The sequence below is a fragment of the Aquibium sp. ELW1220 genome (genome assembly GCF_030398385.1).
In the GTDB taxonomy this organism is placed as follows: Bacteria; Pseudomonadota; Alphaproteobacteria; order Rhizobiales; family Rhizobiaceae; genus Aquibium.
The window spans coordinates 1-7,119 of record NZ_JAOAOQ010000086.1 but is presented as its reverse complement, the minus strand read 5'-3'; the positions used below and the strand labels follow the sequence as shown (position 1 = coordinate 7,119).

The 7,119-nt window shown below is 67.3% G+C and carries 1 protein-coding gene; it reads left to right on the top strand.

All coding sequences use genetic code 11. The annotated features are described in order from the left end of the window. Positions 1-13 precede the first annotated feature (13 nt). On the top strand, positions 14-6,979 hold the full coding sequence (locus N1F91_RS30560; protein ID WP_289997690.1) for a non-ribosomal peptide synthetase: 6,966 nt from the start codon (positions 14-16) through the stop codon (positions 6,977-6,979). Positions 6,980-7,119 lie beyond the last annotated feature (140 nt).

The following is a 7,119-nucleotide window of genomic DNA, read 5'->3' as shown; positions in this document are numbered from 1 at the left end:
TGGCGGGGCGTATCTGCCGCTCGATCCCGACTATCCCCGGGACCGCCTGCGCTTCATGCTGGCCGACAGCCGCGCCAATGTGCTGCTCGGCACAAGCGATGTGCTGGAACAACTCGGGCTGGAGGCGCGGTACGATGCCTGGACCGGCGCATCAGCCGGTGCCGCCCACCGGCCCTCCCAGATCCTCTGCCTGGATGATGCGAGCTTCGCGGCAACGCTCGACCGCCACAGCACCGACCGGATCACCGATGCCGAGCGCCACCAGCCGCTGCGCCCGGACCATCTCGCCTATGTCATCTACACCTCAGGCTCCACCGGACGGCCAAAGGGCGTGGGCAATACACAAGGCGGCGTGATCAACCTGATCGCTGCTCAGCAGCGGGGCTTCGACGTCAGCCCCGGCGATCGCGTCTTGCAATTCGCGGCACAATCCTTCGATGCTGCGATCTCGGAAGTTCTGGTTACACTGGGAAGCGGCGGCGCCTTGCTGCTGCCAGAGGCCGCAACGCGCCATTCACCTGAAGCGCTAACCGGCCTGATCACTGAACAGGCAATCACCCATGCGACCCTGCCGCCGGCCCTGGTCCAGCTGCTGCCGGCCCCGGCCTTGTCTACCCTTCGAACCCTGGTTGTTGCAGGCGAGGCTTGTGCCGGTGACGTGGTGGCGCGTTTTGCGCAGGGCCGGCGCTTCATCAATGCCTATGGCCCGACCGAGACGACGGTCTGCGCCACGCTGACTGCCCCACTCGACGCTGTTCGCGACAGTCTCGGCAGTCCTCCGATCGGCTCTCCGATCTGGAACACTCAGATCCACGTTCTCTCGGCGTCCTTGCAGCCTGTCCCTGTTGGGGTCTGGGGCGAGATGTACATTGCCGGAGCCGGTCTTGCTCGGGGCTATGTCGGGCGGCCCGACCTGACGGCGGAGCGTTTTGTGGCCTGCCCGTTCGGCGCGCCGGGATCGCGGATGTACCGGACGGGGGATCTTGGTCGCTGGCGTGCCGACGGCGTTCTGGAGTTCGGCGGCCGGGCTGACGACCAAGTCAAGCTGCGGGGTTTCCGCATCGAGCCGGGCGAGATCGAGGCGGCACTGGTGCGCCTCGACGGCGTCGGCCAGGCGGCTGTCGTGCTGCGCGAGATCGCGGGCGAGGCGCGGCTGGTCGGGTATGTGACGCCTGCCGCAGGCAGTACCGCGGGTGCTGCCGCGCTCGATGCGGAGGTTTTGCGCACCGGGCTCTCGGCAAGCCTGCCCGATTACATGGTGCCTGCCGCCTTCGTTGTGCTCGAGGCTCTGCCGCTCAGCCCGAGCGGCAAGCTGGACCGCCGGGCCTTGCCGGCCCCGGAGATGACGGGAACCGCTCACTACGAAGCCCCCACGACGCCGGAGGAGGCCCTTCTCTGCCGGCTCTTCGCCGAGCTGACCGGGGCTGCCCGCGTCTCCGTCACCGACAGCTTTTTCGCGCTTGGTGGCGACAGCATCACGGCGATCCGGTTGGTGAGCCATGCCCGGCGAGCGGGCCTGCACTTTGCGGTGCGCGATGTGTTTCGCCATCCTGATCCGCGTCGGCTGGCTGCCGTGGCAACCAAGGCCGGGGCGGAACTGGTCCGCCTGCCCGAGGTCGGCCCGTTGCGGCCAACCGCCGTTGCGCAGTGGTTTTTGCAGCACGGTGGGAGCATCGATCGCTTCCATCAGGCGGTTCGGCTAACCCCGCCCGCCGAGATTGGGCCCGAAGCGATCGAGGCGGCGCTGCGTTACCTGATCACCCGGCATGGCGCGCTGCGCCTCTGCCGAACCGCTGCCGGCGGGCTGGAGATCTTGTCGGTCGCCGCAGCGCCGCAGTTCTGTCTCGACGTCCTGGCGACTTCGCTGTCGGAAGCTGAAGTGTCAGCGGGCCTCTCAGCGGCGTCCAAGCACCTGGCCCCGTCTCAGGGCCGGATGGTCGTCGGCGTCTGGATTGCGGCGCGCCGTGAGCTGCTGCTGGTCGTGCACCATCTGGCGGTGGATGGCGTGTCCTGGCGGATCCTTCTGGAAGAGCTGGCGCTGCTGTGCGCTGGTGAGACCTTGCCCCCCCTTGGGCACGGGCTGCAGGACTGGATGGGCTATCTGACCGCCGAATCGCAGCGGCCAGGGCGGGTCGCCGAACTCGCCTACTGGCAGGACCAGGGCCGCGCCGGGAACAGCCTGCCGCTGGCCGCCGCCCCGGATGACGCTCCCGACACGCTCGGCCAGGCTGCGCACTACAGCCATGCGCTCGATGCGGCACGCACCCGCATGGTGCTGCAAGCGCCAGCGGTCTATCGCGCCGGAATCAACGATCTTCTGATCGCGGCTCTTGGTCTGGCGCTGCGCCGCTGGAGCGAGGCGGCAGGCAAGGCCGGCTCAACCGTGGTCATCGACCTCGAGGGCCATGGCCGCGAGCCGGGAGAGAGCGGCCTCGATCTGACGCGCACGGTCGGCTGGTTCACCAGCCTCTATCCGGTGCGGCTCGATCTGGGCGATCTCGACCTGGCCGAGGCCTTCGGCGGGGGCGAAGCCGCCGGTCAGGCGCTGAAGCGGAGCAAGGAGGCTCTGCGTGGGGTTCCCGACAAGGGCCTGGGCTACGGTCTGCTCCAAAGCCTGAATGCCGAGACAGCTCCGCTGCTGCGCGGCGGATCGCAGGCGCCGATCCTGTTCAACTACCTCGGCCGCTTCGAACACGCGCTCGAACACGGCTGGCAGCTCGGTGAGGGCGGGCTGGGTGGACTGGAACAGGATGCCGATCAGCGGCGTCAGCATCCTATCGATGTCAATGCGGTGCTGGATGCCGCGGGGGGCTTGCAAGTCAGCTGGACCTATCCGCGTCACCGGGTGTCCGAGGCGGAGATTGTCCGGGTCGCCAGCTATTTCGAGCAGGCGCTGGACGCACTTGCCGTGCATTGCCATGAGCGGCCCCTGGCCCAGCGCTGGAGCCTGGCGGATCTGAGCACGGGCACCCGGGATCGGGTGACGGCGGCCGAGCTGGTCCTGCTGGAGGCGCAGTGTCCTCAGATGGAGCGGCTGGTGCCGCTGACCCCTCTGCAGCAGGGCCTGGTGTTCGAGAGCCTCGCCCTGCCGACAGGCGCGATGGATCCCTATCATGTGCAGATCGTTCTGGAGCTCGGCGGCGAGGTCGTGCCAACTCGTCTGGCGGCCAGTTGGGCCGCGATGGCGCGGCGGCACGAGATCCTGCGCCTGAGCCTGCCGGACCTGGTGCAGGGCCGGGGCTACGGCGTTATCCGCGAGGCGGCCTTCGTCGACTTTCGGGTCGTCGAGGACTTGAGCGCAATCGGGCTTGACGAGGTGCTTGAGGCGGATCGGCGCGAAGGGTTCGATCTTTCTGCCGCGCCTCTCATCCGGGGCCGTCTGATCCTGCGTGGGGCCGCAGCCCCCTGGCTAGTGCTGTCAAACCATCACGTGGTGATGGACGGCTGGTCGCTGGCGGTCCTGCTCAAGGATTTGACGGATCATTATGCGGGCCAGGGGCTCGAAGCCAATCTGGCCTGGTGGGAACGGGCTGAGGAGATCGCGCTTCGGCCGCTTGACGCCGCGCGGGCCTATTGGGGCTCCTACCTGGCGGCCTGCGAGGGGCCCTGTACGCTGGATCTGCCGCCTCCAGCCACTCCAGAGCAGGGGTTTGGCGCGCTGGGCCACCAGGTCCCCGAGGCGCTGAGCGCTGATCTGCGTAGCCTCGCCCGGCGGATCGGCGTCACGCCGGCGATCCTGCTGCAGGGGGCCTACCTGCTGGTCGTTGCGCAGTTGGCAGGCCGGGACCAGGTGGTGATCGGCAGCACGCGCTCCGGGCGGAGCGGCAGCGATCCGCGCGAGGACCTTGGTGTCGGCCTCTACATCAACACGTTGCCGGTCTTTGCCGTGGTGGACGGCACTGCGGCCTTGGGCGATTGGCTGCGGGCCCTGCAGCAGGACCAGGCCGAGCAGGCCAGTAATGAGCAGCTGGCACTGAGCGATGTGCAGCGCCTGGTGCCCGGCGGGGAGGCGGGGCGGGGCCTCTTCGAGGCGATGTATGTGTTCGAGAACTACCCGCAGCGCGCGCCTGCGCCGGCAGGGCCCGGAGCGCTGCAGGCGACAGTAGTTTCTGCCTTCGATGCAACGCAATACCCGCTGGCGCTGCAGGGCTCCGGCGAGGATGAGCTCAGCCTGCGGCTGACCTATGACCGCACGCGGCTTGACGAGGCGATGGCTGAGGCCGTGCTGCAGCGGCTGCTGCATGTGCTCGCACAGTTCGCGGCCCTGCAGACGGGGTTCGAGGCCCCGCTGGCCTCGCTGTCGCTGACGCCGCCTTCGGATGTGGCGCTTGTTTCCGGGTTCAACGCGACGGAGCGTGACGTGCCGGGCGCCCTGCTGCCCGACCTTCTCTCCGACCGCGCCGCTGAGCGTGGGTCTGCTGCGGCTGTCGTGTTCGGCGATGCCTCCCTGAGCTACGCCGAGCTCGAGGCGCGCAGCAACGCCCTGGCGCGTGAGCTGATCGGACGTGGGGTTGGTCCCGACGCCGTGGTGGCGATCGCGCTGCCGCGCAGCTTCGAGATGGTGGTGGCGCTGATCGCCGTGCTCAAGGCTGGCGGGGCGTATCTGCCGCTCGATCCCGACTATCCCCGGGACCGCCTGCGCTTCATGCTCGAAGACAGCCGCGCCAATGTGCTGCTCGGCACAAGCGATGTGTTGGAACAGCTCGGGCTGGAGGCGCGGTACGATGCCTGGACCGGCGCATCAGCCGGTGCCGCCCACCGGCCCTCCCAGATCCTCTGCCTTGATGATGCGAGCTTCGCGGCAACGCTCGACCGCCACAGCACCGACCGGATCACCAATGCCGAGCGCCACCAGCCGCTGCGCCCGGACCATCTCGCCTATGTGATCTATACCTCAGGCTCCACCGGACGGCCAAAGGGCGTGGGCAATACACAAGGCGGCGTGATCAACCTGATCGCTGCTCAGCAGCGGGGCTTCGACGTCAGCCCCGGCGATCGCGTCTTGCAATTCGCGGCACAATCCTTCGATGCTGCGATCTCGGAAGTTCTGGTTACACTGGGAAGCGGCGGTGCCTTGCTGCTGCCAGCGGCCGCAACACGCCATTCACCTGAAGCGCTAACCGGCCTGATCACTGAACAGGCAATCACCCATGCGACCCTGCCGCCGGCCCTGGTCCAGCTGCTGCCGGCCCCGGCCTTGTCTACCCTTCGAACCCTGGTTGTTGCAGGCGAGGCTTGTACCGGTGACGTGGTGGCGCGTTTTGCGCCGGGCCGGCGCTTCATCAATGCCTATGGCCCGACCGAGACGACGGTCTGCGCCACGCTGACTGCCCCACTCGACGCTGTTCGCGACAGCCTCGGCAGTCCTCCGATCGGCTCTCCGATCTGGAACACTCAGATCCACGTTCTCTCGGCGTCCTTGCAGCCTGTCCCTGTTGGGGTCTGGGGCGAGATGTACATTGCCGGAGCCGGTCTTGCTCGGGGCTATGTCGGGCGGCCCGACCTGACGGCGGAGCGTTTTGTGGCCTGCCCGTTCGGCGCGCCGGGATCGCGGATGTACCGGACGGGGGATCTTGGTCGCTGGCGCGCCGACGGCGGTCTGGAGTTCGGCGGCCGGGCTGACGACCAGGTCAAGCTGCGGGGTTTCCGCATCGAGCCGGGCGAGATCGAGGCGGCACTGGTGCGCCTCGACGGCGTCGGCCAGGCGGCTGTCGTGCTGCGCGAGATCGCAGGCGAGGCGCGGCTGGTCGGCTATGTAACGCCAGCCGCGGGCAGTGCCGCGGGTACTGCCGCGCTCGATGCGGGGGCTTTGCGCACCGGCCTCTCGGCAAGCCTGCCCGATTACATGGTGCCTGCCGGCTTCGTTGTGCTCGAGGCGCTGCCGCTCAGCCCGAGCGGCAAGCTGGACCGCCGCGCCTTGCCGGCCCCGGAGATGACGGGAACCGCTCACTACGAAGCCCCCATGACGCCGGAGGAGGCCCTTCTCTGCCGGCTCTTCGCCGAGCTGACCGGAGCGGGTCGCGTATCGGTGACGGACAGCTTCTTTGCGCTCGGGGGCCACTCGCTGCTTGCCATGCGGCTTGTGGCGCGGGTCCGTGCGGAGCGCGGCGTGGAACTGCCGCTGCGGTCCGTGTTTGCGCATCCGACCCCCCGCGCTCTCGCCCGCGACCTCGCAACAGCCGGTACCGAGAAGATGAAGTACGACCCGCTGCTGCGGCTCCGAGCGCATGGCTCCGAGCGACCCTTGTTCTGCATCCATCCGGCGGGCGGATCTTCAACAGTCTTCACCCATATTGCGCGACTGCTTGGCGATGACATTCCGGTCTACGGCATGCAGGCAAAGGCCCTGTCAGACCCCAGTGCCGGACATTCCTCAATCCGCGAGATGGCGAACTGCTATGTTCAGGCGATGCGGAGCGTGCAGCCTATCGGGCCCTATCGACTTCTGGGCTGGTCATTCGGTGGGATGGTGCTGCAGGAGATGGCCGCCCAGCTAGAAGCGCAGGGCGAAAGCCTCGAAGTCGGCATCCTTTTGGATTCAGGGTTCAGCGGTGATGACTTTTCTAGCGCCGAGCCCCACGATGAGGAGAAACTGCTCACCAATCAGGCCGAAGCTCTGGGTATTGCAGTCGAAGGTCTGACCGAAGATTCCCTCAAGGGGGCAATTCTGCTCGCGGCCAAGCGCGAGGGCCTCTTGTCATCGGCGGCAGAGATCAAAGACGTGGATCTGATACTGCAGATAATGCGGCAAGCGCCAGCAATGATGGCGGGGTGGACTGGTTGTTCGCGGCTGAATGCTGTGATTGCTTTCGTCTGTGCGTCAGATAATGAACGATCAGATTTGCAGGAACGGCTTGCAGCACTGACGTCAGGGCGCGTCCATTTCTTCAACGTCACGGCGCCACATAACAAGATGTGCGACGATATCAACAGCCCGCTCATGGCGCAATTGATCGGAGGCCTTCTTAATGGGACGTGATGCAGCGAGCAGACCCAAATGTCAACGGCGGAGCAATTCTAGGCCACTGCGGCGGAGTAAAAGCAGGCCACTTGCGAGAGGGTGCGCCGAAGCAGAGAAGGGGCCCGATCGGGTCCCTTCTCTGCTTCGGCGGCCGGTCG